Raw genomic sequence first — 26,900 nt, 5'->3', positions numbered from 1 at the left:
TCTCATGGAACGCAGCTTAATCGTTCAAAAGTACGGCGGTACCTCTGTCGGCTCTGTCGAGCGTATCCAAGCCGTGGCCCAACGGGTGGCCCACACGGTGGAGCGGGGACATCGGGTGGTGGTGGTGGTCTCGGCAATGGGGGATGAAACCGATCGCCTTGTGGATCTGGGGGAACAGATATTGCAGGGATCCCCGACCACGCCGGCTCAGTTGCGGGAATGGGATATGCTCCTTTCCACCGGTGAGCAGGTGAGCATTGCCCTGGTGGCTTTGGCGCTGCAACGCCTGGGGTGTCCTGCCCTTTCCATGACGGCAGCCCAGGTGGGCATTGTCACCACTCGGGATCACAGCCGGGCCCGCATTTTGCACATCCACACCGACCGCCTGTGGCAGCACCTGGAGCGGGAAGAGGTGGTGGTGGTGGCCGGGTTTCAGGGCATCACCAGCCTGGCGGAGCTGGAGATCACCACCCTGGGTCGGGGGGGATCCGACACCACGGCGGTGGCCTTGGCAGTGGCTTTGGGAGCAGAGCTGTGTGAGATCTACACCGATGTGCCGGGGATCTTCACCACGGATCCGCGTAAGGTGCCTGAGGCCAGGCTGTTGCCGGAGATCACCAGTGATGAAATGTTGGAGCTGGCCAGCTTGGGGGCCCAGGTGCTGCATCCCCGCTCGGTGGAAATTGCCCGCAACTACGGTGTGAAGCTGCGGGTGCGCTCCAGCTTGGAGCCGTTGCAGGCGGGATGCGAGGGCACTCTCATTCTTTCTCCTCCCCCCCGTCCTCGTGCTGCCGACAGCAGTATCGAGCTGGGCCTGGCGGTGGATACGGTGGAGCTGGATCGGGATCAGGCCAAGTTGGTGTTGGTGGGGGTGCCGGATCGCCCTGGCATTGCCGCCCAGCTCTTTCAGGGGATCGCGGCAGCAGGGGTGAATGTGGATTTGATTTTGCAGTCCCTCCAGTTCACAGCCTCTTGCGCCAGCGGGACGGACTCCTTGCCGCAGGGATCCGTGCCCCAGCCCACCAATGACATTGCCTTTACGGTCAGCCGGTCGCAGGTGGCCGAGGCTGCAGCCGTTGCCCGGCGGATTGGCCAAGAGCTGCAGTGTGCAGCGGTGATTGTGGATGAGGCGGTGGCCAAAGTCAGCATTGCCGGGGTGGGGATGATGGGCCGACCTGGGATCGCGGCGCAAATGTTCCAGGTGCTGGCCGAGGCCGGGATCAATTTGCAGATGATCTCCATGTCCGAGATCAAGGTGAGCTGTGTGGTGGCTGCGGAGCGGGCCGGGGATGCCGCCTTGGCTCTGGGAGAATCGTTCCAGGTGATCCCCCACTTGCATCGGGCAAAGATGCCGGCTGCCCCTCAAGACAGCCACCCGGTACGCGGTGTTGCCCTGGATTTGAAGCAATCGCGGCTGGGCCTTCGCAAAGTGCCGGATCGTCCGGGAACTGCCGCCCATTTGTTTGGGCGCTTGGCGGCTGCCGGGATCATCGTGGACACCATCATCCAAAGCCAGCGGGGCTACCACAATGGGATCCCCAGCACCGACATTGCCTTCACCGTGCCTCAGGATCAAGCGATGGCTGCTGAGGCGGTCTGTCGGCAGGTGGCCGAAGAACTCCAGGCGGCAGGCGTTGACGCAGATCACGACATTGCCAAGGTCAGCATTGTCGGCGCTGAGATGGAAACCTATCCCGGCGTCGCTGCCCGTCTGTTTGCAGCTCTGGCCGAGGCGGGAATCAACATCGAGATGATCGCCACCTCGGAGATCAAGGTGAGCTGTGTAGTGCGCCGGGATCGAGGGATCCCGGCCTTGCAAGCTATTCACCGCGCTTTCCGGCTGGACTGCCCCTAGCCTGCCTCAGGGTCTGGCCGCCAGCAGCAGGGGGAAATGGTGGGCGTTGGGGGCGTGCATCACTTGGATCCCCAAGTTGGCGCGGTTGAGGAGATCGGCGTAGGTGGGAATGAACCGGCCCTGGCTGTCCAGGATGGACTGGTTGAAGTTCAAGCCGTTCAAGTTAAAGGCCATTATGCCGATACCTATTGCCGCCGCCCAAATCCCCACTGTGGGCAGGGCCGCCATCCAGAAGTGGACGGAACGGCTGTTTCTCAGGCCCAGGCCGGGGAACCCCAGCCGCCCCAAGAACGCGTAGTGCCCGGCCAGGAAGTTGTAGGTGACTTCCTCCTGCCCGAAGCGGTAGCCGGCATTTTGTGACTCTTCTTCCGAGGTCTCGCGGATTAGGCTGGAGATCACCAGGGAGCCGTGCAGGGAGGCCAGCAGAGCGCCGCCAAAGACGCCGGCCACCCCCAGCCAGCTAGCAGGGTGCATGAGGATATTGTGCTCCGCCTGGAAAGCCAGCATGAAGTAGAAGGTGCCGGCGATCCCCAGGGGCAAGCCTTCCGAGAAACTGCCCTGGCCGATGGGGTAGACCAAGAGCACTGCCGTAGCCGCCGCCGCCGGAGCGGAAAACGCCACCGCAATCCAGGGGCGCATACCCAAGCGATAGCTCAGCTCCCATTGCCGGCCCAGGTAGCACCACACCCCGATCAGGAAATGGAGCACGATCAGTTGGTAGGGGCCACCGTTGTAGAGCCATTCATCCAAAGAAGCGGCTTCCCAAATGGGATAAAAGTGCAGGCCAATGGCCGCTGAGGTGGGCACCACCGCCGCCGAGATGAGATTATTCCCCCCTATCAAGGATCCGATCACCGGCTCGCGGATCCCATCCACATCCACCGGCGGAGCAGCAACAAAAGCGATCACAAAACAAAAGGCAGCCGCCAACAGCGTCGGGATCATCAACACGCCAAACCAGCCGATGTACAGCCGGTTTTCGGTGCTGGTTATCCATTGACAAAAGCCATTCCAACTCCAGAGCTGCCGTGCAGCCGAGGAGCGGCGAATTACCGTACTCATAGGCCAACTCCTAAAGAGACAAAACCATTCTTTGCTTTGTCGGCTTCCTTGAACGGGGCAAAACTCTTCCCGCGCCGACCGCCAAAAGCGTCTCCTTCTTTCAGGCTAGACAGTTTTAGGGACGCCGACAGGGATCCCTAACTTTCGCAACGGGACTGTGAAAAAAATGGATTTGTCGATACAAATCAGCACCGATATGTTGCAATTTGGAGGTCTTTGAGAGCTTCCCGGCGAAGGTCGGTCACTGGCAGTTGATGGCAGCCAAGCTTGAGCAGACGTTTCTTAAGGATAGGTTTAGGAAAGAGGTGCCGTCCGGGACCTGCTTTTTTTCCTCCAGAATCCTAGACAGAGAAAAAATCCTGCAAGCACTTCACCTGCAGGGATCCCGACTGCAAAGCACGGATGGCAGCCGCAGTGGCTTTGGCTCCTGCCAAGGTGGTCACCAGAGGGATCTTGTAGGCCAGGGCAGTGCGGCGGATCTTTTGGCCATCTTGCTGCGCCTCGACACCGGAAGGAGTGTTGATAATGAGCTGAATCTGGTGATTTTTGATGGCGTCGATGACGTGGGGCCGTCCCTCGTGCAGCTTGAGGACTTTGTCCACCGGGATCCCGTGCTCGGCTAAAACTTTTTGGGTTCCTTCGGTGGCCAACAGGCGAAAGCCCAGCCCCACAAACTCGCGGGCTACCGGGATGACCGCCTGTTTATCCCGGTCGCTGACGCTAATGAACACCGTCCCCTGGAGAGGCAGATTCTGCCCCGCCGCCAGTTGGGCTTTGGCGTAAGCGCGGCCAAAGTCCGTGTCAATGCCCATCACCTCACCGGTGGAGCGCATCTCCGGCCCCAGCAGCGTGTCGGTGCCGGGAAACTTGTGGAAGGGCAAAACCGCTTCTTTGACGGCAATGTGGGAGGGGATCACCTCCTGGGTAAAGCCCAGCTCGGCTAGGGTTTTGCCGCTCATCACCTGAGCGGCGTAGTCTGCCAGCGGATGGCCGATGGCCTTGCTGACAAAGGGGACGGTGCGGGAGGCGCGCGGATTGGCCTCCAGGATATAGACTTGACCTTTTTGGACGGCGTATTGCACGTTGATCAGGCCCACCACCTTCAGAGCTTGGGCCAACTTCACCGTCCACTCGCGGATCACCCGCAGCACCTCGGGGCTGAGGGTGCGGCTGGGCAATACACAGGCCGAATCGCCCGAGTGGATCCCGGCCTGCTCGATGTGCTCCAGAATGCCGCCGATGGTTACGGCGCCGGTGCGGTCGGCAATGGCATCCACATCCACCTCCACCGCCTCTTCCAGGAACTGATCCACCAGCACCGGACGATCCGGATCCACCGCCACCGCCAGTTGCATGTAGCGCTGCAGGTCTTGGTCGGAATAGACGATCTCCATAGCCCGTCCCCCCAAGACGTAGCTGGGCCGCACCACCACCGGATAGCCGATGCGGCGGGCAATTTCCAAGCTTTCTTCCACGCTGCGGGCAATGCCGTTGGCCGGTTGGCGAATATCCAACTCCCGCAAGATGCGCTCGAAGCGCCCCCGATCCTCAGCAATGTCGATGGAGTCGGGGGAAGTTCCCCAGATGGGAGCCTGGGCTGCTGCCAGCCCCTGCGCCAGCTTGAGGGGAGTTTGGCCGCCAAATTGCACGATCAGGCCGACCGGCTGCTCAGCATCCACCAAGTTCATCACCTCTTCATGGGTGAGCGGCTCAAAATAGAGGCGATCAGCGGTGTCGTAGTCGGTAGAAACGGTTTCCGGGTTGGAGTTGACCATGATCGCTTCGTAACCCAGGCGGCTGAGGGCAAAGGCAGCATGACAACAGCAGTAGTCGAATTCGATCCCCTGGCCGATGCGGTTGGGGCCACCTCCCAAGATCATCACCTTCTCTTTGCGGGCCGGGAAAATCTCCGACTCGCTCTCGTAGGTAGAGTACTGGTAGGGGGTAGCAGCCTCAAATTCGGCGGCGCAGGTATCTACAGTTTTGTAGGTGGGGATCACCCCCAGGCTTTTGCGGCAGGCCCGCACCTGATGTTCCGTGGATCCAGTGAGGTGGGCAATTTGTCGGTCGCTGAAGCCCATTTGCTTGAGATGCCGCAGATCCTCAGCACTCAGGGATCCCAGCTCCCGCCCCTTGAGGGCTTGCTCCACCTCCACCAACTCCTGTAGCTTGTCGATAAACCAGGGATCGATGTGGGTGAGTTGGGCAATCTCCTGGGCAGAAAAGCCCATGAGCAGAGCGGTGCGGATGGTGAGCAATCGGAAGGGGTTGGGGGTGCGCAGGTTGGCCCGCACTTCCTCCGGCTTGGGGAAAACCTCCGGCCTATCGCTGCCAAAGCCGGGACGGTCGATTTCCAGGGAACGCAATGCCTTCTGGATGGATTCTTGAAAAGTGCGGCCAATGGCCATCGCCTCCCCCACCGATTTCATCTGGGTGGTGAGAACCGGCTCTGCGCCGGGGAATTTTTCAAAAGCAAAGCGAGGGATCTTGGTGACCACATAGTCGATGGTGGGCTCGAAGCTGGCCGGAGTTTTGCGGGTGATGTCGTTGGGGATCTCCGGCAGCGTGTAGCCCACTGCCAGCTTGGCAGCGATCTTAGCGATGGGAAAGCCGGTGGCCTTGCTGGCCAAAGCGGAAGAGCGGGAGACCCGCGGGTTCATCTCGATCACCCGCACCTCACCGTTGGCAGGGTTGACGGCAAATTGCACGTTGGATCCCCCGGTCTCTACGCCAATTTCGCGCATGATGGCGATGGCATAGTCCCGCAGCCGCTGGTATTCTTTGTCGGTGAGGGTTTGGGCTGGGGCCACGGTGATGGAGTCGCCGGTGTGCACCCCCATTGGGTCGATGTTTTCTATGGAGCAGATGATCACCACGTTATCCGCCAGATCCCGCATCACCTCCAGCTCAAACTCCTTCCAGCCGATGACCGATTCTTCCACCAAGATTTGGGAAACGGGGCTGGCCTCCAAGCCGGCAGCGCAGATCTCTTCAAACTCCTCCTGGTTGTAAGCCACCCCACCACCGGTGCCCCCCAGGGTATAGGCCGGGCGGATGATGAGGGGATAGCCGATCTCCTGGGCAATCTGCTTGGCTTCTTCCAGGGTGTGGGCCAGGCCAGAGCGGGGCACGGCCAAGCCAATCCGCTGCATGGCTTGCTTGAAGAGATCCCGGTCTTCGGCTTTTTCAATGGCCTCCCGCTTGGCCCCAATCAACTCTACCCCGTACTGATCCAGGATCCCTTGCTGGGCCAGTTGCACCGCCACGTTGAGGGCCGTCTGGCCGCCCATGGTGGGCAGCAAAGCATCAGGGCGTTCCCGCTCGATAATTTTGGCCACAAAGTCCGCCGTCACCGGCTCGATGTAGGTGCGCTCCGCCATACTGGGATCCGTCATGATGGTGGCGGGGTTAGAGTTGACCAAGACGACCTCATAGCCCTCTTCCCGCAAGGCTTTACAGGCTTGGGTGCCCGAGTAGTCGAATTCGCAGGCTTGGCCAATGACGATCGGCCCCGCTCCAATGAGCAAGATTTTGTGGATATCGGTGCGGCGCGGCATAGGGATCCCACCAGGTGGCAGAGTCAGCCTTCTATTGTAGAGGTCACCTGCAGGTCAAGTTGCTCATCGGGATCCCTCTTTTTTGAGTGTTGCGCTTTCAAAGGCTATGCACAGCAGGCAGAGCTTGGATCCCTGGCAGGCAGGAGTTCTCTGGGGCAACCCGCAAAAGGGCAGCTTCTTCATCAGTATCAATAGACGGGAAAACTTGAACTTTAGATGATATCAATGCTATCGTCGCAGCAAAGCCACCCAGGGATCTGCCGATCGAGGAAACGCTCTATGGCCACGTTAATTGTTCGCAACGTTGACGAAGCCATTGTCAAAGCTCTCAAACAAAGGGCTAGTCGTCACGGCGTTAGTGCAGAGGCCGAACACCGCAAAATCCTAGAGCAAGTCTTACTCCAGCCTGCGAAACAGTCCTTTGCCGAAGTGCTCAGATCGATACCTAACGTTGGCAACGATTTAGACTTTGAGCGGGTGCAAGATAACACTGCCCATGACGTATTTGCTTGACACTAACGTCATCAGTGAGCTGCGCAAACACAGTCAAGCCAACTCCGGGGTTCAAGAATTTCTTCAAACTGCCATTGAGCAAGAGGCCCGCATCTACATCAGCGTGATCACGCTAGGCGAACTCCGCCGAGGCGTTGAACTCATGCGCCATCGCGGCGATCATCTGCAAGCCAACCTTCTGGAGAGGTGGCTGCAAACGGTTGTCGATGACTATGCCGATCACATTCTTGATTTCACAATTACCGAAGCCCAGGTATGGGGAAGCCTGTGCGTACCTCACTCTCAAAATGCGATTGACAAACAACTGGCTGCTACAGCCTTGGTTTACGGACTTACCCTGGTTACTCGCAATGTCCGTGATTTTGCCGGGACAGGGGTACCTCTCAGTGACATCCTCCCGACGCTGACCCTACGGGTACAGTGCGGGCTTCCTAACCTCGCGGTTAGGCATTCCTGCCCCACGCCACTTATCTAGGTCATAGACCCCCGACAGACCGACTTGGCAGGCGGTTTCCGTTCCCCAGAGTCCCTGGGTACTATACTGCATTGTTGCACAGGCCATGGCTGATGGTAAATACTTGTCTTATCCCATCGAGAGAATCGACAAGTGCGGGGAGTCCATGTATCCCGACGCTGATGCTTTGCATACAGCGCGGGACTTATAGCTCCCCGCGCCCCTCCTTTGTTAACCCATTTAGACCCTCATAACAAGCCGCGGTAGCGAATAAAGATCAAAACTGCCGCCCAGGATCCCAGCGCCACTTTGATCGCCACCAGAATATTGAGAATCGGGATCCAGCCGCCGCTAAACAGAGCTCCCAACTCCCCTCTGGGCAATTCCCAGCCGGCCAGAGCCACCACGGCCACCCCGATAAACGTCACCACCGACAGCTTCTCCCACATCGCAGCCCGCCACCGTTTGTAGATGGCCTCCATCCAGGTGGAAGAGGCGGTGATCGCCACCAAGCCAATGGCCGTCCCCCCCGCCACCCCGGCAGCAAAGCCTCCGCCCGGCGTCAGGTGCCCTCGAATGGCCAGCTCCACCGCGATCAAAGCCGAAATGGTGGCTCCCACTCGCGCCAACACAATCGAGGGAATATCGGTAAATTGAGCTACATTGGCTGTCGGCTGCTCATCCGCCAGCAGATATTGGGCGCCCAAAATTGCCGTGGAAAACACCACCACTTCAAAGACCGTATCGTAGAGGCGGTTGCGCAGAATGAGACCCGTCACCGCGTTGGGCACACCGCTTTCGCTGGCCAGAATCTCCACCGCCTCGACTAAGGCCACGCCCGCTGTGGGATTGGGGGACACGGATCCCACCTCGCCCACGATGAGCTGTAGGGCTGCCAGCAACACCGCTATCCCATACACCCACTTCATGTTGCCATCACCTCAGTGGCCAGAGCTTGCTGCGCCAAAATGGCCTGCAGGCGGGGCACGCGTGTAACCAGGCGATACTCTGCTGCTTCTCCGGCGGGCTCAAGGGCAATGGTGTGTACCTCCCGGCTGCGAAGAGCAGCCACCAACGCCTCTGAACTCCCATAGGCGGTCAACTCCAAGCGCATGTGGTACCGCTGTAGCCCTTGGCGCATCTGCTGTAACAACTGCCGTGCTGCTGAGGTACTGGCCTCCAGCACAGGGCTGCCTTCGAGAACGCCCAGGCGCATGCTCAGCGAAGAGCGCACCGCAATGGCGTAGAGGGTAATAGAAAGCATGGTGCCCACCAGTGCCTCGGTCAGGGCCACATCCGCCGCCCCAAACAGCGCATAGATCAGGACGGCAATCGTCCCCAGGATCCCTCGCATTACCAAGGCGTGGTAGGGATTGGTCTGAGTCACCACCAAGCTTGCCGTCAGGGGCAGGAGTAACGCCATCACCAGCAACAGGGTCTCTTCCATCCTGCCCTCCTATAGGGACTTGCGCTGCGAGCAAAACGCCAGCACATAGCCCAGAATGGTATTCCAAATAGCCAGGGAGATCAGTGCCAACACCAACAGGGGCCATTCCCGTGGGATCCGCAACAGCAGCCCCAGCATGATGCTCATAGAGCCCAGGGTGTCCGACACCGAAAGGCCGTGCAGCTTAAATAAAATCGAGCGATCCCCAAGGAGCGGCGCCGTTCCCCACAGCCAAAACAGCACACCAATCCCAAACAACAGATAGCTCAGACCTTCCACCCAGACTTCCATACTTACCCCCAGGGCGTTTCTAGAGCATTTCCAGCCGCTTCAGTACATGGGCCAAGAGCATTAAGGCCGCATTGCCCACCGACAAAACCAAAACCCCCACAATCCCGATCATCCAATCATCCCGCACCACCGACACCACCAAAATCAGGATGGCCGTCTTTGTGGCCAAGCTGGCAAAGGCGAGCATCGTCTGCCAAATATCTTCCTTCAGCCAAGCGGCATACAGGGGCAAGCACAGCGTTAGGGTCAGGAGAAACAGCAGTAGGTTCACACGTCCTCCCGCGGCTTGAGCACATGGACTTCATAAGTGCCTTGGGCATTGCAATTGAGCACGATGGTTTTGGGCGTGAAGGTAATTAAAAAGATATCCAGAAACACCAGCCCTGCTGAACGGTTGGGCAGGGTTTGTTTGTATACAACTTCCTCAACAGTGTGGGGTTTGAGGATCATCTCGAAGGCTTCCCAGTAGGCTCTTGGGATGGCGAGAAGAATTTCCTGGAGCACCCGCCCCCAATCCCGCCATTGCACCGGTGCAGAAGCCTGGCGCGGCAGCAGCAGTGTTGCCGCTACCCCAATGGCCACATTGTCCCAGCTCAGATTGCCCGTCAGCAAAAACCAAATCAAGAGCCGCAGGCCGATTTCCAATAGACCCAGCTTAGGGTAGCGCTCCATGACTGACCTCACCAAACAGAACCCAAACCAGCACCAACACCACGCTCAGGCCACCCACCACGGCCTCCAGCCCCTCGTTCACCGACCCTTTCTTCAAAGGGATCCGCTCCCAAAACCAGCCCAGCGGGATCCCAACGCCTAGGCTCAGCAGGGCTTTGAGAAGATTGTCAGCGCCAAAGGCCGCCGGCAGCCAGCCCCAGAGCAAGCCCCCACCCCAGAGCACCAGTGCCACTTTATCTTGCCAAGGAGTTGCAGAGGTGGTTGCCCCCTTCATTGGAGAAACAGGTGCCCGCAGCACTCGCACGCCTAAACACGTGGTGCCGACGGTAACCCCCACCAGCAGCCACTCGTGCCAGGGATCCAGAGCAGACAAGCTGAGGGCCTTGGCCGCATACCCCAAACTGCCGGGTACCCCTGCCAGGGAAGCCGTCCCCAAGAGCAGCATCGGCCAACGCCAGGGATGGGTCACGCTTGTTCCAACAAACAGCAAGGGCTTTGCCAACCCATGGGCAAGACCGTACAAACCTGCCCATTGAGGGGCAGCAATCACAAATCCCATCTGCGATACCGAGCTCCAGGCGAGAAGGTGCTGGGGCGTGCTCGCCATCAAGGCCAGTAGGATCCCGAAAACGGCTGAACCAGCGCTCAAGTAGGGCAACCCCTGGGCCAAGACCGGCGAAGCCTGGCTGCAGCGCACCAAAGCCATGGCTCCTGCTTTGGTCGTAAAACCGCTGAGCACCGCCGCAACAACGGGATCCGCGGTAACGTAGGTGAGGGGCAGCCACAGGCCGGCAACGAAGATCGCCCCCTTGGCCAAAAGACCCACAGCAATCAGCGCCAAGGCTGTGGGGTCGGCCATAGTTAAACTGCTCATCGCCAGGGATCCCGTGCGCACATAGACCAGGATTGCGCCCATCAGGTAGAAGAGCATGGCCACATTGCTCATGAAAAGGTAGCGCAGCCCCACCCAGAGCTGGCGTTCGCGGCTCTCCACTGTGGGTTGGCCCTCAGCCCGCCGTCCGTAGGTCAGCAGCAAAAACACGCCGATGCTGAGCACCTCAAGGGAAACGTAGACGCTGATCAGGTCGGCACTGATGACGACAGCATTGGCGCTACCGTGGACGATCAGCAACTGCATGGCCAGAAAGCGGCTGCCCGCAAAGCGTCTATCCAAATACAGGGCCACTCCTAGCGTGACCAGGCCGTGGGCCAAGAGCATCGCTGCTCCATTGGCATCGATCCGCAGCGTCACCCCGAAGTGATCCAAAAGCTGTAGCTCCAGGGGTGTGGCGGTTGTGCCGGGCAAGCCCCCCTGCTGCACCGCATAGACCACCGTCAGCGCAGCCATCCCCACCAGGCTGGGACGGGTTAGGGCTGGCATCAAGTAGGTTGTGAAGGCCAGCAGAAAGGGCAGCGCCACCCATACCAGCGTCAGCTCAGTCATCGGTAGAAGTGCTCTGCGCCCCTGACGCGACTGCCTGTTCGATGCTCTCGACTTCGAGGGTGGGATGATTGCGGGAGAGCTTCATCACCCCCACCAACATCAAGGCTTGTACCGACAGGCCGATGACGATGGCCGTGAGGATGATCCCCTGAGGCACCGGGTCGGCATAGTCCAGCTCGCGCCAGGGTTTGTAGATGGGGGTGAACACACCGCTCCGGGCTGCCCAGATCACGAAGAAGGCGATGACCCCGGTGCTCATGACATCCATAGACAGGATCTTCATAATGAGGTTGCGCTTAACCACGACTCCCCAGAAGCCAAGGAAGATCGTGAGGATGACGGCGGCATTTAACATAGACACCTCGCTTGCTGCACTCGAGCTATCCGGTGGCTCAGTCGTCCTAAGGCTACGCCCGCTACGCGACCAGTATCCAGCTTCCGCAGTCACAGCAGCCAGATAGCCTATGGCCGGTTGCAACGCTGCCGGGATCCCCATCTCCCCAACAAGGCCGGGATCCCGAAGTAGAAAGAGTTGCAGACTCCGAATAAGCAACTTGACCCGACTTCTTGCCAGCTCTGGGGCTTGGTGGGATCCTGGTCATACACTTCTCATGCCAAGGTCGGAATTGATGGCTGCTGTTCGCAGTTTAAGTTGTAATTTAATGGCCTTGGCGGAACCGACTTCTGGATGCTGAAGAAAGGTGTTGGAGAAGGGGGTTGTAAAAGCCGTGATGCTGCCGGTGGCCGAAGCAGAAGCCCTGATTTTGCAGGCGGTTCAGCCGCTGGGCACAGAGTGGGTGGAGCTGGGATCCGCCCAAGGCCGCGTTCTCAGCCAAACTTTGTATAGCCCCCAAGATTTTCCGGCCCGGCCCACCTCCAGCATGGATGGCTATGCCGTGCGCCATGAAGATGTGCAAGCGGGGATCCCTTGTGAGCTACAGGTGATCGAGACTCTCCCCGCCGGGAAGGCACCCACCCGAGATCTCCAGCCCGGACAAGCGGTGCGTCTCTACACCGGCTCTATCTTGCCCGGCGGTGCGGACACCGTGGTGATGCAGGAAGACACGCAGCAACCTTCGCCGGGAACCGTCCGCCTCTTGCAGCGTCCGCAACGGGGCCAATTTGTCCGGCCCCAAGGAGACTTTGCCCGGCAGGGGGATCCCGTTCTGTTGACAGGGCAGGCTTTGGGTGGAGCGGAGCTGGCCGTTTTGGCTGCCATCCGACAGGCGATGGTGCCGGTGTTTCGTCAGCCCCGGGTAGCCCTGTTCTCGACAGGGGATGAGCTAGTGCCCATCCAGCAGGTGCCGGGGCCGGGGCAGGTTGTGGATTCCAACCAGTACGGCCTGGCGGCTCTGGTCAAGGCAGCGGGTGGGATCCCGATCCAGTTGGGCATCGTGCCGGATCGGCTTCAGGTGTTGCGGCAGGTCGTCCAGCAGGCCCTGGCCTCTGCCGATGGGGTGATCTCTTCTGGAGGGGTATCGGTGGGGGATTTTGACCTGGTGGAAAAGGTGCTGGAGGAGTTGGGAGGCGAGATTTTCATCCGCAGTGTGGCCATCAAGCCGGGCAAACCCCTGACGGTGGCCCGTTTTCCCAATCCCCACGGCCCTCCCAAGCTCTACTTTGGCCTGCCGGGCAACCCTGCCTCTGCCCTGGTGACCTTCTGGCGCTTTTTGCACCCGGCTCTGCGAAAAATGGGCGGATCCCTGCCCCCCTACTGGCAGATCCTCTCCGCCTTCAGCGCTGTGGATCTGCATGCCGACGGTCGGCGGGAACACTACCTCTGGGGACGGCTGCAGGTCAAGCCCGAAGGGATCCGATTTCAGCCCGCCGCCAACCTCAATTCCGGCAATCTCATCAGTCTGGCCGGCTGCAATGCCTTGGCTGTGCTGCCGGTGGGAACAACCCAGATCCCTGCCGGTTCGCCCGTTCAGGTGCTGCAACTGCCCTGAAGATCCCTAGCCCTTCTTTCGCTGCTGCCGGAATAACCGTCATAGTCGTTTCAGTTTAGGATGAGATACCCGAGCTACTGGTCGCGCCAGCGGGACGGAGTCCTTGAAAAGCCTTCTGGCCCAGTGCATTCAATGTTTTAGGGTTTTAGGCATAGGTGCAGTATCCTGGCTTGGATCGAAATGACCATAATTTGCGTTAGAACTGTACTACGGTGGGCTATCATAGAGCCGAGACTGTCCTTTGGGGTTGAGTTCCCTCAGGACTCTGTTCCACCAACGCGAACAGCGATCTTCAACCATGCCCACTCCCGCTAACTCTCCTCCTCTTCAAAGCGACGAGGTTCTCAACCCTGAGGACTCCGTTCCGCTGACGCGGACGGTGGCGGCGGCCCGTGAGCCTTTTTTGGGGCTGTTGCGAGACCTGGCGCGGGCCTACCAAGCCTTTGAAAATTATGCCGGGGTTCATATTCGGCAAATGGGGCTGACCGCCCCCCAATTTGATGTGTTGGTGACCCTCGGCAATACCCCTGGGATGACCATGAATGTCCTGGCCCAAAAAACGCTGGTGACCAAAGGGACACTGACCGGCATTGTGGATCGCCTGGAACAAAAAGGGCTGGTGCGCCGGGAAGTGCCCCCGGAAAACCGACGCTGCTTTAAGGTCGTGCTGACAGAGGCGGGGGAAAAACTGTTTGAGGAAATTTTCCCGGCCCACATCGCCTACTTGAAAGAGCGTTTCCAAAAGCTGGATCCCTCGGAAATGGCGCAGATCCAGGCTTGCCTTAAAAAACTGCAGGCTATTTTCTAGCGCTTTCAGATTCCCCTCTCCGATCCGGCTGATCAGCGACCCCCAAGCCGCAGTGCCGGAAGCAACCTCTAGCCCGGTTCAAACGGCTGCCCCAGAGCTGCCGGCGGAGTGGCCTTCACCGCCTGCTGGATCCAGCGCCGCAGCCGAGGTGGGATCCCGCGCAAGCCGTACTCCCACCATTCCCCAGAAGTGAGCACCAACACCAAAATCATCAACACAAAGGGAGCCACCGTAAAAACTTGGGTGGGCACGGCGCGGATGGTAGTCTGGGCAACTCCGGCAAAGGACTGCAAAATGCCGAACAGGTAGGCCCCCAGGGCTACCCGCAAGGGGTTCCAGCCGCCGAAGATGACGATGGCCAAAGCAATCCAGCCATACCCTGCTGTATGTCGGTGGCTCCAGCCGGCCTTGAAATCCAGAGAAAAAGCAGCTCCCGCCAAGCCCAATAGGGATCCCCCCACAAGGGTATAGACATAGCGCCAGAAAATGACATCGGTGCCCCGGGCAAAGGCTGCTGCCGGCTGTTCTCCCATGGCCCGCAACATCAGGCCAGGCCGAGTGCGATAAAAAAAGAACCAAGTTCCCCCGATGAGCGCGTAGCTGGCGTACAGCAACAGATCCCCTCGGAACAGGAGCGGCCCCAGCAGTGGCACCTCTCTCAAGAAGGGGATCGGCAGGCTGGGCACCGTTGGCCCTGGGATCCGCACGAACGGATTGCCCAAAAAGGAAGACAAATCCGCCCCCAACAGGGCCAAGACAAAACCAATGGCAATTTGGGATCCCTTCAGGGTCAGCGAGCCGAAGGCCACAATCCCAGCAAACAGCACTCCCACAGCGGCGGCAGCCAAAAAGCCCAACGCCAGACTTCCCGTCAGCTTGGCCACGGCGAACCCAACCATGGCGGCCAGCATGATCGTCCCCTCTGCGGAGAGATTGATCACCCCCGCCCGCTCGGTAATGGTTTCCCCTATGCAGGCAAAGACCAACGGTGTGGCGGTGGCAATGGCAGTAGAGAGGATGGCGACCAGTTGAGCAGCGTTCATGATGGGCCTGTCGAGAACTCGGGTTGGGTTGATGCATTTGCAGTTGCTGCGCGAATGCGCCTGTTGATCTGGGCATCGCCTCAGCCCAACACCCAGAGCATGAAAGCCACCCCCAAGGTGACGGCGCCGAACAGAGCATAGCTGATCTGGCGCAGCGGCCTCAGTTGCATAGCATGGAGAGCTTTGAGCCAGTCTAACCCCAAGGATTCCACGAAGCGATCCAACACCGCTTGCATCGGATAGGCATAAACCGATCCCTGCTCTTTAAAGTTCACCAGCACGACCAGCAGCGTGGCGTAGCCCCAGAGGCCGCCCCAGAGCACAGCGCTCAACCCGATTAAAATTGGCTCGAGCATTGACCTTCCCTATGAGTGTGCCCACCGTTCGCGATGGCAGGACGGAGTTCTTCGAGCTTGGGGAGCTTCAGATCTCATTATTCCGGTTCTTTTCCCGTTGAGGCTGCCCTCCCTCAGGCAGTAGCCTAGAAGGGGTCCAAGCTCGCTTTTAGAGGTAAAGGGATTGGTTTTGCCGGTTCTCTTCTGCCCGTCCAGGCCAGGAGATGACAGACTTAGACTTGGAGTACCCGCTCAAAGTTATCTCGTCAAATCCCCATGAGTTCTCGCTACCTGCTGCCCCCCGCCGAACCCAAATCCGTCGGTACCGCCTACATCCTCTGGGCGTTGGGCATATTCGGGATCTGTGGCGTCCATCGCCTCTACCTGGGCAAGACCGGCACAGGCGTTCTCTGGCTGTTCACCTTTGGCCTGTTGGGCATTGGGCAGTTGATCGACCTGTTTTTGATCCCAGGCATGGTGGAAAATCACAACTTCAAACTGGCAGTTCTACAGGGATCCCGACCCTCCCCATCCCCAGCTTCCTCAAAAACCACCTCAGCACCTCCTCAGCCCCTCAAAGGTCAAGCTCTGATGCGGGAGATCCTGCGGCTAGCCCAACAGCGGCAAGGGGTCCTCACCCTTTCGGAAATCGCTATCGACTTGCCTGCCGATTTTGATGAGATTGAAAAAGCATTGCAAGAGCTGAGCCGGCGGGGCATCGCTTCCCCCGAGAACAACCCGACCACCGGTGCCGTGGAATACCATTTCCTTCACCTGCTGCGCCGCTCCCCCGACCAACGTTCGCTCTAGATGCCCTCCTGCAGACCTCTACTGGGATCCCAGGATCCCTCGGCGCTTGGCTGCCCGAACCGCCCGGCGAAAGGTCAGCAAGCCCAGGCCGAAGTAGAAAACGCCGCTGGTCAGAGCCATGATCAGCCGCACGGGATCCAAGCCCGCCTCCCGCACCATCACGTCTCGCAGCAGCCCAGCCCCCGCCGTCATGGGCAGACTTTGCCCTAGCCACCTCAGGGATCCCGGCCATTCTTCCGTGGGAGCAGCCAACAGAAAAAGCAAGCCGAATTGGCTGATAATTAAAAGCTGCTGAATTCGCTTCCAAATCAGAGCGGCGGATCCCAGCAAAAACGAAAAACCGTAGGCCCCCAGCACCACGCTCACCAAAGGCAACACCAGAGCAGGGGGAAACCGCAACCGGCTGCCCGTCAGCAATAAGATGACGCCCAGAATGACGACGACAATGGAAAAGCGCAACACCAAGCTGGCACAAGCCCGTGCCAAGAAGAGAGTGGCTGCCGAAAATGGCGAGAGCAACACCTGCTCCAAGGTGCCTGTCTGGGCTTCCACCTGCAGGTTGAGGGCGATGTCGTTCACCACAAAAATGACCAGCGTCCAGAGCACATAGCCGATCACCACCGCATCCAACCGTTCGCCAAATTGGGAGGCAGGCCCTGCCACATATTGGGCGCCGGCAAAGAGGGCATAGAAGAAGAACGTGGTGATCAGGATCCCGCCCAGGGCCTCCGCCGGATAGCGAATGTACTGGATCCAGGCCCGCTTTAGTTCGGCCCAAAACAGGTGGATCACTGGCATTGTCTATCCCCTCTTTTCAACAACTCGAGGAAAATATGGGTGAGATCGGCTTCCTCTCGTTTGAGGCTGAGCAAGGGCAAAGGCTTCAAGATCTCCAGCACCTGATAGAGCATCTCTGGCGGGCCGCTGAACCGCACCCGATGGGATCCGAGAATCTCCACCCCTTGGCGGGCCAGTTGTTCAAACCTCCAGGGATCCAGCCCCTGTTCCAGCTCGATCCGGTAAGTACCGACGGCGCCGGCAAAGTGCCGGATCAACTCTCCCGTGGGGGCTTGGGCGATGATCACCCCTTGTCGAATAACGGCTACCTGATCCGAGAGCGCTTCCGCAATATCCAGTTGATGGGTGGTGAGCAAGATGGCTCGACCCGAAGCGGCAATTTGGCGGATCAGGGATTTCACCGCTTGCGCCGATTCCACATCCAACCCCAGGGTGGGCTCATCCAGCAGCAACAGGGCCGGTTGATGCAGGAGGGCGACAGCAATGGCCACCTTCTGCTGCATGCCCCGCGAAAGGGTTTGCACGGCCACATCTTGTTTCTCCTGCAGGCCAAAGGTCTCCAGCAGCTCTAACCCCCGTTGCCGAGCGGTTCTGGGGGATAGCCCCCGCAGCACACCGAAGTACTCCAGGTTCTGTAGGGGGGTCATCCGCCAGTAGAGGTTGCGATTGCCTTCCAGCACTGCCCCCACCTGGGCCAGGGCCCCCGGATCGGTATGGGGATCCCGTCCAAGAATGCGCACTGTGCCCGCGTCCGGTTGGATCAGCCCGGCAATGAGCTTGATGGTGGTGGTCTTGCCGGCCCCGTTGGGCCCCAGAAAAGCCAGGATCTCCCCTGCCGCCATCGTCAGGGATACATCCACCACCGCCCGCACCTCCTTGCTCCCCTGCCGGTAGGTCTTCTGCAGGTGGTGGGCTTCTAGAACTTTACATGACGCGAACACGATGCAAAAAGGAGGGCAAAAGTTCAAACAGAGGAAGGCCGCCCACCCATCCCACTTTCTCACATCAGAGCATGAACCCACCCCGAGAGGGATCCAGCAGGATTCAGGAGGTTGTCAGGGCCAAACTCATTTTGTCTAGCCACTGCAAAAGGCTCTCCAGTTGCTGCGCTGCCGGTACCATCCCCAGACCCCGCACCGTCACCTTGCCCGGTTGGTAAACAAAGCGAGGCTGCAGGTGAGTGGGCAGGGCCTCTTTCAGGCGATTCCAAGCGGGCTCCTCCATGGGGGTTTCCAAAAGCACATGCTCTTTGGCCGGTTTGATGCGGGAAAAGCCCAGGGCTCGGGCCAGCACCTTCAGCTCCATTACCCGCAGCAGCTCCTGAGTGGGCTTGGGCAGGGGGCCAAAGCGGTCTTGCCATTCTTGGGCAATTTGCAACAGCTCGACCCGAGAGCCAGCAGCGGCCAGTTGTCGATAAGCCTGCATCTTTTGATCTTCGTCGGGAATATAGCTTTGCGGGATCATAGCGGTAACATTCAGGTCGATTTGCGTGTCCTCCACCTGCGGGATCTCCTGGCCGCGAATTTCTCGAATAGCCTCTTGCAGCATCTCCAGGTAAAGATCGAAGCCCACTGCATTGACTTGCCCCGATTGCTGCGTTCCCAACAGGTTGCCAATGCCGCGAATTTCCATATCCCGCATCGCCAACTGATAGCCGGATCCCAGTTGGGTAAATTCCTGAATGGCCTGGAGACGTTTGCGGGCGTCCTCGCTGAGGATCCCATCTTCTCGATAGAACAGCCAAGCATGCGCTTGGATCCCGGCCCGGCCCACCCGCCCCCGCAGCTGGTATAGCTGAGCCAATCCAAACTCCTGAGCATTTTCAATCAAAATGGTGTTGACGCGGGGAATATCCAAACCGGATTCGATAATCGTCGTGCAGACCAGGATATCGATTTCCCCATTGTTAAAAGCCAGCATCGTTGCCTCTAGCTCCCCTTCCGGCATCTGCCCGTGGGCAATGGCAATGCGGGCGCCGGGCACCCATTCCCGCAATTTGGCGCTGGCTTCTTCGATCCCTTCGATGCGGTTGACCACATAAAACACTTGCCCACCCCGATCCAATTCCTGGCGGATGGCTGTGCGGACAACCTCAGGATTGTAGGGCGAAAGGTGAGTTTTAATGGGCCGACGGGAAGGCGGGGGAGTTTGGATCAGGCTCATTTCCCGCAGCCCCGACAAGGCCATATACAGGGTGCGCGGGATGGGGGTGGCGGTGAGCGTCAGCACATCCACCTGGGTTTTCAGCAGCTTAATCTTCTCTTTTTGGTTGACGCCAAATCGCTGCTCTTCGTCAATCACCAAAAGGCCCAAATCGCGAAATTGTACATCCTTGCCCAAAAGCTGGTGGGTGCCCACCACAACATCCAGTTCGCCGCTTTTGAGACGGGATAGGATTTCTTTTTTCTCCTCCGAGGTGCGGAAGCGGTTGAGCAAGCCCACTTGAATGGGATAGGGAGCGAAGCGCTCTTTTAAGGTGTGATAATGCTGCTGGGTGAGAATGGTGGTCGGCGCCAAAAGAGCCACTTGCTTGCCGGCGGTTACGGCTTTGAAAATGGCACGGATTGCCACCTCTGTTTTGCCAAAGCCCACGTCCCCACACAGCAGCCGATCCATAGGGCGTGGAGATTCCATATCCCGCTTGATCTCCTGGACAGCTCGGAGTTGATCCGGCGTCAGGGGATAGGGGAAAGAATCTTCCAGCTCCTGTTGCCAAGGAGAATCGGGCGGGAAGGCATAGCCCTCCTGTTCGGCGCGCTTGGCATAGAGTTCCAACAGGTCAAAGGCTACTTTTTGCAGGCTCTTTTTGACTTTTTGCTTGGTCTTTTCCCAAGTGCTGCCGGACATTTTGTGCAGGGCAGGAGGCCCATCCCCGCTGGCCCGGTAGCGGGAAAGGGAGTTGACCTGGTCGGCAGCCACCCGCAACAGGCCATCGCTGTATTGAATAACCAGGTACTCGCGGGTTTCGCCCCCAATGGTGAGGCTTTCTAAGCGCAGAAACTGGCCAATGCCATGGGCCTTGTGAACGACAAAATCCCCTGGCTTGAGCAGGTTGGGATCCACCTGGCGAGAGCTGGCCTGGCGGCGCTTGCGCACATAAGTAGGGGTGGCCAGGCTGTGCTGGCCGAAAAACTCGCGGTCGGTGAGCACCACCCACCCCAAGGTGGGCAGGAGAACCCCCTCCAGCTCGGCCAGGCCGGAATACTTGAGGGCCACCGGGGTGTAGGACTGCAGCTGGCGCTCGATGGCGGGGAAGTCTTTGGGGTTGGGCACGTACTGGGCGGGGCAGTCGTGTTCCTGCAGCAGAGCTACGGTGCGGGAGGGCTGGGCAGAGAGGATCCACACCTGCAACTGCTGCTTGCGGTACTCGCGCAGGGTTTTGGCCAGGGATCCAAACTGGTGGGGGATGGCGGGAACGGCCCGGCTTTTCAGGTCGATGGCGGCGGATTCTCCCGGAGTGAGAGCGGCGTGGAGCGCTATGGCACGGGCCAACAGGCGGGGGAAGGGATCCCAGTCGGGAGCATGGAGATCGAAGGGGCGGTGAAAGGGCTGCAGAGCCGGCTCCGCAACCTGGGCCTGTTTCCACTGTTCTTGGGCGTGGTAGAGCCACTGCTGGCTGTGGGCCTGGCACTGCTCTGGCTCGTCGATCAGGATGAGGGTGGTGGGATCCAGATAGCTGAGCAGATTGGCGGGAGGGGTGTAGAGCAGGCCGAGAAAACGGCGCAAGCCCTCCGGGGGGGTGGGCGACTGCTCCAACTGCTGCCGTAGGCCCTGGGAGAGCTGATCGGCTTTTTCCTGCAGAGCCGGCCAGAGGATAGGCCCATAGCCGGTGGGAGTAAGCCAAACGTGGGGGATCCCATCTTGGGAGCGCTGGCTCACCGGGTCAAACTCCCGCAGCCGCTCCAGCTCGTTGCCAAACCACTCTAGGCGCACCGGCCATTCGCAGGCCACCGGGAAAACGTCGAGAATATCGCCTCTCTGGCTCCACTCCCCTTCGCTTTCCACCAGGCTTACCCGCCGATAGCCCAGACGAGCCAACTGCTGCCCCAACTGCTGCGGCGACATCTCCAGGCCGGGTTCCAGCTGGAGGCAAAAGGCCCGAAACACCTCTGGGGGGGGAAGGTGGGGCTGTAGGGCCCGCTCCGTAGCCACGATGGCAAGCCCGGTTTTGCCCTGGAGACAATCGGCCAGCACCTGAAACTGGCCCCACACCAGCTCCGGTTCCAGGTCAAAAGGTTCGTAGGGGGAAGCCTCTGAAGTGGGGTAAAGCTGCACGCTCTCCCAGCCCATGCCTTCCAGTTGCGCCGTCCAGCGGCCCGCCTCCTCCAAGGTAGACGTGACCACCAACAGAGAGCGACTTTCCTGCTGGGCCAAAGCTGAGGCAATCAACCCCTTCGGGATCCGCCCTGCCCCCTGCAGATCTGCCTGTCGCCGTGATCTCAACCGGGCGGCCAACTCTTGCATCAAGCCAGATTGGGCCAGAAAGCGCACCAGCGGAATAAACGACATCTTCCACCCCACCCTGCAAACTGCGATCCCAACAAGCAGGGATCCCAATTCTGGCAGGCTCCGGGGACAATCAGCAGCCGTCTGCTGGCGCTGTAGACGGGAAGTCGCCCCTTGCTGGGAATTGCTCCTCGATCTATTGGGACAACAGTTTTGTTGTTTAAAGACGAAGAAAACCAGAACCCTATGTCAATGGCCTGCCAGTTTTTGGCCGCTAGGTTCACAGAGGGCTTTTTGCTTTGTAGTCCAAATTACAAAAAAAGGTCTATATCTCACAGAATCCTAAAATTAACCTTTAGAGTCGGACGGCTTGTCGATTGTCTTAGCCAAGATTCGATGTTAGAAGGAACCACAAAGCGCGGCTTTCCCGGCCTCATCTGATGTCTGCCAGTCAGCAAGATGTTTTTCATGCCGGAGATGTAGCTGCATCAGCTGCAGCAGATGTTGTCGGAAAAAGCTGTATGGGTCAATTCATCTAAACTTGGTACAAATCATGTTTCTGGATACCGTTGCCCTTTCTCGTCTACAGTTTGCCCTCACGGCCATTTTTCACATGTTGTGGCCGGTTTTAACAACGGGGATGGCCATTTACCTTGTTGTTATTGAGGGACTTTGGCTGAAAACCCGCAACCTAGATTACTACCGTCACGCCCGTTTCTGGTCAAAACTCTATGTGTTGAACTTTGGTATTGGCGTGGCCTCAGGCTTGCCGATGGCCTTTCAGTTTGGCATGAACTGGGCGCCCTTCTCCGAAGCAGTGGGAGATTTTTTCGGCACCATCCTGGGGTTTGAAGGCACGATGGCTTTTATGCTGGAGGCCAGCTTTCTGGGGATCATGCTGTTCGGCTGGGATCGCGTGCCGCCGGTGATTCACTGGATCTCGACGATCCTGGTAGCTTTTGGTGCCAACCTATCCACCTTTTGGATCCTGACGGCCAACTCTTGGCTGCAGACACCGGCAGGTGGTGTATTTGTGGATGGGAAGTTTGTGGTGCGGGACTACCTGCAAGCAATCGTCAACCCCTTCATGGTCAATAGCTTTCTGCACATGTTCTTTGCCACCTTGGAAACCTCTTTGTTTGTAATCGGTGGCATCAGTGCTTGGTACATTCTCAATCGGCGGCACAGCGAGTTTTTCTCCCGCTCCCTCAAAGTGGTCTTGGCGATGGCCCTGGTGGTCGCCCCTTTGCAGGTGTTCGTCGGCCATCTGAGCGCGGAGCAAGTCTATCGCTATCAGCCGGCCAAGCTGGCGGCCATGGAGGCCCAGTGGGAGACGATCCCTGCCGGTGAGCGGGCGGACTGGAGCCTTTTGGCCTTGCCCAACGACCGTGAAGAGCGCAACGAGTGGGAGGTGAAGATCCCTGGCGCGCTGGGCTATCTGCTGGAGTTCAAACCCAGGCTGGATCGACCCATTCAAGGGCTCAAAAGCTGGGATCCCCAAAATCGTCCCCACATGGTTGGCCTCATCTACTACTCCTTTAGGACAATGGTGGCCATTGGCCTCCTCCTAGCCGGGCTTGTCGGAGTTACCCTTGTGCAATGGCTGAGGGGCAAGCTCTCAGTGGAGGCCCTTTCTCAGCAAAAGTGGCTGATGAGAGCTTGGATCTTCGCAGCACCCCTGGGATACATCGCCGTTGAAACCGGTTGGATCGTCCGCTGTGTGGGTCGGCAGCCCTGGATTGTGTATGGACAACTGCGCACGGTGGAATCGGTTTCGCCCCTGCCGGCAGGAGAAGTGCTGTTTTCTCTGGTTGGCCTGACCGCGTTGTACACTGTGTTCTTCGTTGCCGCCCTCTACTTTGGCAGCCGCATCATCCGCGAAGGGCCAAACCTGGAGTTGCCCGCCCCTGTCCCGGCAACGCAGCCGGTGATCGTGGTCGAGCCTGCCCGCCACGAACCGGATCGCCGTCCTGCAGAAGCTCGGTAGCAGCAGTTTGGTAGCCATCTAACTGGTGACTCCAAGTAGCAACAGGGCAACGTAGCAGGCCCATTCCCCACAGCAGTGAAACCCTTCGCTACGTCAACTCCCAACTTCCCTTCCCTAGAGGGAGAGGGACTGGGGATCGCCATCGGGAACTGTCTCGCACTGGTCAGAAATACTCTCAGAAATACTCAAAGCAGAGGGAACAGCGATGGAATCTTTTGAGCCTTTACAGCGGTTTCTGCCCCAGGTTTGGTTTTTTATCCTGGGCCTATTCCTATTTCTCTACGTTCTGCTGGACGGGTTTGATCTGGGAGTTGGTATCCTCTCCCTGACGGCCTCCAGCGAGACGCGGCGCAGCATTCTCATGACCAGCTTGGGCAATGTTTGGGATGCCAACGAGACGTGGCTGGTGTTGATGGGGGGATCCCTATTTGGATCTTTTCCTCTCGCCTACGCCACCATTCTCAATGCCCTCTACCTACCCCTGGTGATCATGGTGGTGGGCCTGATCTTGCGGGCCGTTTCCTTCGAGTTTCGGGAGAACGCCGACAACAAGCTGGTGTGGAACATCGCCTTCGGGGTGGGCAGCTTTTTGGCAGCCTTGGGCCAGGGATTTGCCTTGGGCAGCGTCTTCGAAGGGATCCGAGTCGATGAGACCGGCCACTTTGCCGGCAGCCCCTGGGACTGGCTGACCTGGCGCTCCCTGCTGGTGGCCCTTACCTTGATCCAGGGGTATGTCTTGATCGGCTCAGCTTACTTGATTGTGAAAACCACTGGGGAACTCCAGAAAACCTATTACAGGACGGCAACCATTGCTACCTGGACAACCTTAATCGGGGCGCTGTTTATCACCATCAGCACGCCCATCATGTCCGACCAAGCGCGCGCTCAGCTCTTCTCGCCCCCTCTTTTCTACATCTTTGCCGCCATTCCGGCGCTGGGACTTTTGTTGGTGGCGTTGTTGCTGCGCAGCCTGCGCCGGCGGGAAGAAAATAGCGTTTTGGTTTACACCTTTTTGATTTTTGCACTTTCTTTTGTCGGCTTGGGGTTCATGGTTTTCCCCAACATTATTCCCCCCAGCGTCACCATCTACGAAGCGGCGGCCTCCCCCAGCTCCCTGGTGTTTATGCTCACCTTTATTGGCTTCCTGATCCCGGTTATCTTGTCCTACAACATCTACAACTACGTGGTGTTCCGGGGCAAGATCGTGGTGCAGGAAGTGGCGGCGGAAGAGGCCAAAGTTCCAGAGGCAGTTTAAGCTGGCCTGAGGATGCAGCAATAACCCCGCCCGGTGATGGGCGGGGCAATTTTTTAGGCGCAATCGAATGCCTATAGAGATCGGCTCTCACTCTCTCTTGAGCCATTGCCGGATCTGCTCGGCAGCTACATCGCGACCTCCCAACCCAAAAGCCAAAGCCACAGCCACGGCAATGGCGCCCAGCACCAGGCCAAAGGCCAGCACCACAATATCGGTGGCTACGCCCATCTGCTGCAAGGCCATGGCGCCAACCAGAACCAAAATGGCTACCCGCGCCGCCTGCGCCAGCACTCCTGAGGAGGGGTTGCCGAGACTCTTAACCATGGAATGGGCCAAATTCGCCAGGTAAAGACCGATCCCAAACACCAAAGCGCCGATGAGCACCCGCCCGGAAATGACCAACAGCCCCTCCACGATGTCGGTCAAAGCAGCAAACTGCAGCAGCTCCACGGCTGGCACTGCCCCGAGCAAGACCACGCCCACCCAGACCACCAAGCCAGCAATCTCAGAGGGAGTGCGCCGCTTCACCAAGGTTGAGGGATCCCCTTCGGCGGCGGGAGCTTCAGGAGCAGGGGCCGAGGGCAAACCAAGGCCGGCAGCCAAGCGGTCGAAACCGATTGCCTGCAGCAACTGGGTCACCAAGCCAGCCAAAAACTGCCCCAGCCAGTAGAACACGGCCAGGATGAGAGCAGATCCTGCAATTCGGGGAATGGCCCGCAACACCTGCTCCAGCATCGCCACCGCTGGATCGGAGATGGCCCGGATTTCCAGGGCCTTGAGGGCGGCAATCACTGCCGGGATCAACACCAAGACGTAGGCCACTGTGCCCACCGTTTGGGCCAGCTGGGGAATGCCAAAGCGTGCCCCCAAGCGGTTAGCTCCCGCTGAATTGGAAACGATCCCACGCACGATGCGGGCCAAAAACCAGCCCCCCACACCGATGATGAGCGCTCCCAAAATGCGGGGTACCATCGACAGGATTTGATCCAGCAGGTTTTGCACTGGCTGCAGCGGCCCCTGCAGGTTCAGGGTATCCAGGATGATCGGCAAAAAGAACAGCAGAATCAGCCAGTAAAGGGCATTGCCCAAAGTTTCATTCAGCAGGAAAGGGGTGACCTCTGTACCTCCCTCTTGGCCGGTTGGGGTTCCTTCTGCACCTGCCTCACCGGCAGTGCTTTCCTGTTGCAGAGGCCGGGCCAACTGCTCATCGAGGTTGAAACGCCGCAGCCCCTGGATGACCGCCAGCCGAGCAACAGTGGCCACCACCCAGCCCACAGCCAGCAGCACCAGCGCCCCACCCACCCGTGGCAGATAAACGAAGATTTCCCCCAAAAACCTGTTGAGCGGATCGGAGACAGCTTGAAGCTGCAGGGCATTCAGTACCGCCACCAACACAAAAGCAAGAATCACCCAGTAGACGGCAGCGGCCACCCAGCGCTCCGTTTGGGGCAGCTTCTCGCCGGGCTTTTGGCCCAAAACCCAAGCAGCCAGGCGATTGTCCAGTTGCGTCCTCTTGAGAAGTCCTCTGATGCCGAAGGCTACCGCCTTGGCCACTATCCAACCCAGAATTAAGATGGCAATCGCCGCAAGGAGATTGGGCATAAAATCGATAAGCCTAGACCAAAGACTGACGACAAAAGAGATGGCCTCATCTCCAATGGTGTTTCCAGAGGTGTCCATAATGATCCTCACAGCTTGAAAATGCTCAGGATGGACAGATAACAAGTGTAGGTTAGCCTGAAGTGTTTTTTCAGGCAAGTTGGCCAAAGGGGGAATATGATATGAAAAATATATATTGAGGCAGAAATGTTGGATCTCGAAATAAAACTTCACATTCTATTAACCCAAGGGCTCCAGCCATCAGTCAAAGCTCCGATGGGCCATCGAACGGCAAGGATCGAACTCAAGTTGTTGATACCGCAGATTATAGCTTTTCCCCACCGAGCAGGAGCTCCGTGATCAAGTCAGCGTCTCCGTTGCACGGTAGATGCGCCTGCATTGGCTAGAGCCAATGTTGCCGGAAGGAGCTGTGTCGAGCAGTTTGCATCCACAAAACGAGAGCACTTTGATGATCTATAAAAGAATCAAATACGCAATCGGCACCCGGTCAATGTGTTGTATTGCATTGTATCGCCCGCAGCCTTGATATGCTTAGCCTATTGGCTTGCTCACTG

At 58.7% G+C, this 26,900-nt stretch carries 23 protein-coding genes; 8 read left to right on the top strand and 15 right to left on the bottom strand.

The window, feature by feature from the left end; translation table 11 throughout:
- The first annotated feature begins 4 nt into the window (after window positions 1–4).
- Entirely contained in the window at window positions 5–1,855 is a 1,851-nt protein-coding gene (locus ACVWYZ_RS09490; RefSeq protein ID WP_414341566.1) for an aspartate kinase, read from the top strand.
- Window positions 1,856–1,861: 6 nt separating this feature from the next.
- Here the strand turns inward: ACVWYZ_RS09490 and psbA are convergent, their stop codons facing one another.
- Together psbA and carB are read right to left on the bottom strand one after the other, a co-directional pair.
- Window positions 1,862–2,917 (bottom strand): photosystem II q(b) protein, encoded by a 1,056-nt coding sequence (gene psbA, locus ACVWYZ_RS09485; protein WP_457466897.1) that lies wholly within the window; start codon window positions 2,915–2,917, stop codon window positions 1,862–1,864.
- 341 nt (window positions 2,918–3,258) lie between these two features.
- Window positions 3,259–6,474, bottom strand: coding sequence for a carbamoyl-phosphate synthase large subunit (gene carB / locus ACVWYZ_RS09480; protein WP_457466896.1), 3,216 nt, complete (start codon window positions 6,472–6,474; stop codon window positions 3,259–3,261).
- A 279-nt stretch (window positions 6,475–6,753) separates the two neighbouring features.
- Here carB and ACVWYZ_RS09475 point away from each other — a divergent pair, with 279 nt between their 5' ends.
- Together ACVWYZ_RS09475 and ACVWYZ_RS09470 are read left to right on the top strand one after the other, a co-directional pair.
- Window positions 6,754–6,987 carry a FitA-like ribbon-helix-helix domain-containing protein gene (locus ACVWYZ_RS09475; RefSeq protein ID WP_457466895.1) on the top strand — a complete coding sequence of 78 codons (234 nt, stop codon included), beginning with the start codon at window positions 6,754–6,756 and terminating at the stop codon, window positions 6,985–6,987.
- On the top strand, window positions 6,959–7,462 hold the full coding sequence (locus ACVWYZ_RS09470; RefSeq protein WP_457466902.1) for a PIN domain-containing protein: 504 nt from the start codon (window positions 6,959–6,961) through the stop codon (window positions 7,460–7,462). Before ACVWYZ_RS09475 ends, ACVWYZ_RS09470 begins: the two co-directional genes overlap by 29 nt.
- Window positions 7,463–7,689: 227 nt before the next feature.
- Here ACVWYZ_RS09470 and ACVWYZ_RS09465 read toward each other — a convergent pair whose 3' ends face one another.
- The 7 genes from ACVWYZ_RS09465 to ACVWYZ_RS09435 are packed head-to-tail and all read right to left on the bottom strand — an operon-like array spanning window position 7,690 to window position 11,650.
- Window positions 7,690–8,370 (bottom strand): Na(+)/H(+) antiporter subunit B, encoded by a 681-nt coding sequence (locus ACVWYZ_RS09465; protein ID WP_457410643.1) that lies wholly within the window; start codon window positions 8,368–8,370, stop codon window positions 7,690–7,692.
- On the bottom strand, window positions 8,367–8,888 hold the full coding sequence (locus ACVWYZ_RS09460; protein ID WP_457466894.1) for a DUF4040 domain-containing protein: 522 nt from the start codon (window positions 8,886–8,888) through the stop codon (window positions 8,367–8,369). Before ACVWYZ_RS09460 ends, ACVWYZ_RS09465 begins: the two co-directional genes overlap by 4 nt.
- A 9-nt stretch (window positions 8,889–8,897) precedes the next feature.
- Window positions 8,898–9,179, bottom strand: a complete 282-nt coding sequence (locus ACVWYZ_RS09455) for a monovalent cation/H(+) antiporter subunit G (protein ID WP_011431879.1) — start codon at window positions 9,177–9,179, stop codon at window positions 8,898–8,900.
- A gap of 19 nt (window positions 9,180–9,198) precedes the next feature.
- The gene (locus ACVWYZ_RS09450) at window positions 9,199–9,450 is read right to left on the bottom strand and encodes a hypothetical protein (RefSeq protein WP_414417674.1); all 252 of its coding nucleotides are present in this window, start codon (window positions 9,448–9,450) and stop codon (window positions 9,199–9,201) included.
- Window positions 9,447–9,851, bottom strand: coding sequence for a cation:proton antiporter (locus ACVWYZ_RS09445; protein ID WP_414357737.1), 405 nt, complete (start codon window positions 9,849–9,851; stop codon window positions 9,447–9,449). The genes ACVWYZ_RS09450 and ACVWYZ_RS09445 overlap by 4 nt, the downstream gene beginning before the upstream one ends.
- Window positions 9,835–11,295 carry a cation:proton antiporter gene (locus ACVWYZ_RS09440; RefSeq protein WP_457466893.1) on the bottom strand — a complete coding sequence of 487 codons (1,461 nt, stop codon included), beginning with the start codon at window positions 11,293–11,295 and terminating at the stop codon, window positions 9,835–9,837. The genes ACVWYZ_RS09445 and ACVWYZ_RS09440 overlap by 17 nt, the downstream gene beginning before the upstream one ends.
- Window positions 11,288–11,650 (bottom strand): cation:proton antiporter subunit C, encoded by a 363-nt coding sequence (locus tag ACVWYZ_RS09435; protein WP_414408265.1) that lies wholly within the window; start codon window positions 11,648–11,650, stop codon window positions 11,288–11,290. The genes ACVWYZ_RS09440 and ACVWYZ_RS09435 overlap by 8 nt, the downstream gene beginning before the upstream one ends.
- A gap of 346 nt (window positions 11,651–11,996) precedes the next feature.
- Here ACVWYZ_RS09435 and ACVWYZ_RS09430 point away from each other — a divergent pair, with 346 nt between their 5' ends.
- Together ACVWYZ_RS09430 and ACVWYZ_RS09425 are read left to right on the top strand one after the other, a co-directional pair.
- Window positions 11,997–13,244 carry a molybdopterin molybdotransferase MoeA gene (locus ACVWYZ_RS09430; protein WP_414418318.1) on the top strand — a complete coding sequence of 416 codons (1,248 nt, stop codon included), beginning with the start codon at window positions 11,997–11,999 and terminating at the stop codon, window positions 13,242–13,244.
- 298 nt (window positions 13,245–13,542) lie between these two features.
- Window positions 13,543–14,052 (top strand): MarR family winged helix-turn-helix transcriptional regulator, encoded by a 510-nt coding sequence (locus ACVWYZ_RS09425; protein ID WP_414375135.1) that lies wholly within the window; start codon window positions 13,543–13,545, stop codon window positions 14,050–14,052.
- Window positions 14,053–14,120: 68 nt separating this feature from the next.
- On the opposite strand, the gene ACVWYZ_RS09420 is transcribed toward ACVWYZ_RS09425, so the two are convergent.
- Both ACVWYZ_RS09420 and ACVWYZ_RS09415 read right to left on the bottom strand, forming a co-directional pair.
- Window positions 14,121–15,095, bottom strand: coding sequence for an ABC transporter permease (locus tag ACVWYZ_RS09420; RefSeq protein WP_414355801.1), 975 nt, complete (start codon window positions 15,093–15,095; stop codon window positions 14,121–14,123).
- A gap of 80 nt (window positions 15,096–15,175) precedes the next feature.
- Window positions 15,176–15,451: a hypothetical protein gene (locus ACVWYZ_RS09415; RefSeq protein ID WP_414375133.1), complete on the bottom strand. Its 276-nt coding sequence runs from the start codon at window positions 15,449–15,451 to the stop codon at window positions 15,176–15,178.
- 255 nt (window positions 15,452–15,706) lie between these two features.
- On the opposite strand from ACVWYZ_RS09415, the gene ACVWYZ_RS09410 reads away from it, so the two are divergent.
- Window positions 15,707–16,240 carry a TM2 domain-containing protein gene (locus ACVWYZ_RS09410; protein ID WP_457466892.1) on the top strand — a complete coding sequence of 178 codons (534 nt, stop codon included), beginning with the start codon at window positions 15,707–15,709 and terminating at the stop codon, window positions 16,238–16,240.
- Between the two features lie 18 nt (window positions 16,241–16,258).
- Here ACVWYZ_RS09410 and ACVWYZ_RS09405 read toward each other — a convergent pair whose 3' ends face one another.
- The 3 genes from ACVWYZ_RS09405 to mfd form a co-directional block, all read right to left on the bottom strand.
- On the bottom strand, window positions 16,259–17,038 hold the full coding sequence (locus ACVWYZ_RS09405; RefSeq protein WP_457466891.1) for an ABC transporter permease: 780 nt from the start codon (window positions 17,036–17,038) through the stop codon (window positions 16,259–16,261).
- Window positions 17,029–17,979, bottom strand: a complete 951-nt coding sequence (locus ACVWYZ_RS09400) for an ABC transporter ATP-binding protein (protein WP_457466890.1) — start codon at window positions 17,977–17,979, stop codon at window positions 17,029–17,031. Before ACVWYZ_RS09400 ends, ACVWYZ_RS09405 begins: the two co-directional genes overlap by 10 nt.
- 103 nt (window positions 17,980–18,082) lie before the next feature.
- Window positions 18,083–21,547, bottom strand: a complete 3,465-nt coding sequence (gene mfd, locus ACVWYZ_RS09395; RefSeq protein WP_457466889.1) for a transcription-repair coupling factor — start codon at window positions 21,545–21,547, stop codon at window positions 18,083–18,085.
- A 490-nt stretch (window positions 21,548–22,037) separates the two neighbouring features.
- On the opposite strand from mfd, the gene ACVWYZ_RS09390 reads away from it, so the two are divergent.
- On the top strand, window positions 22,038–23,471 hold the full coding sequence (locus tag ACVWYZ_RS09390; protein WP_457466888.1) for a cytochrome ubiquinol oxidase subunit I: 1,434 nt from the start codon (window positions 22,038–22,040) through the stop codon (window positions 23,469–23,471).
- A gap of 205 nt (window positions 23,472–23,676) precedes the next feature.
- On the top strand, window positions 23,677–24,726 hold the full coding sequence (gene cydB, locus ACVWYZ_RS09385; RefSeq protein WP_457466887.1) for a cytochrome d ubiquinol oxidase subunit II: 1,050 nt from the start codon (window positions 23,677–23,679) through the stop codon (window positions 24,724–24,726).
- Between the two features lie 87 nt (window positions 24,727–24,813).
- On the opposite strand, the gene ACVWYZ_RS09380 is transcribed toward cydB, so the two are convergent.
- A complete protein-coding gene (locus ACVWYZ_RS09380) occupies window positions 24,814–26,406 on the bottom strand; it encodes a mechanosensitive ion channel (protein ID WP_457466886.1) in 1,593 nt (530 codons plus the stop codon).
- Between the last annotated feature and the right edge of the window lie 494 nt (window positions 26,407–26,900).

It is taken from the genome of Thermostichus sp. MS-CIW-37, assembly GCF_054060065.1.
The sequence above is the reverse complement of the archived record's forward strand: the minus strand, read 5'-3'. Positions and strand labels throughout refer to the sequence as shown.